Raw genomic sequence first — 304 nt, 5'->3', positions numbered from 1 at the left:
AAAAAAGAAGATGTCGTTTATGTAGTAACTATTTCTCCTAATCCTTCAAATTCGAAAGCTTCAAAACAGCAAAACAATTATTCCATTAATGTTTCTCCATTTCTTTCTAAAATATTAAACCAATATAAAAATCAAAAGATAACAATTTTGACTAATACAAAAGGCTATTTTGCACTTACTGAAGATGGTAAAGTGACACTTGTGCTTAAAACGCCACGTAATAATGAAAAAACATATGAAAATGCCACTGAATCCACTAAACCTAAAGATTTAAATGATTTTAAACAAACTGCATCAGTAACAA

Annotated in this window: 1 protein-coding gene; it reads left to right on the top strand. The window is 28.0% G+C overall.

The window, feature by feature from the left end; all coding sequences use genetic code 11:
• On the top strand, nt 1–304 hold a 304-nt coding region (locus AACQ14_RS24155; RefSeq protein ID WP_339366083.1), incomplete at both ends, for a staphopain proregion domain-containing protein.

Origin of the sequence: Vallitalea maricola (assembly GCF_036985595.1) — a bacterium.
Taxonomy (GTDB): Bacteria; Bacillota; Clostridia; order Lachnospirales; family Vallitaleaceae; genus Vallitalea; species Vallitalea maricola.
Note: the sequence above shows the minus strand (reverse complement) of the source record. Positions and strands in the feature narration are given on the sequence as shown.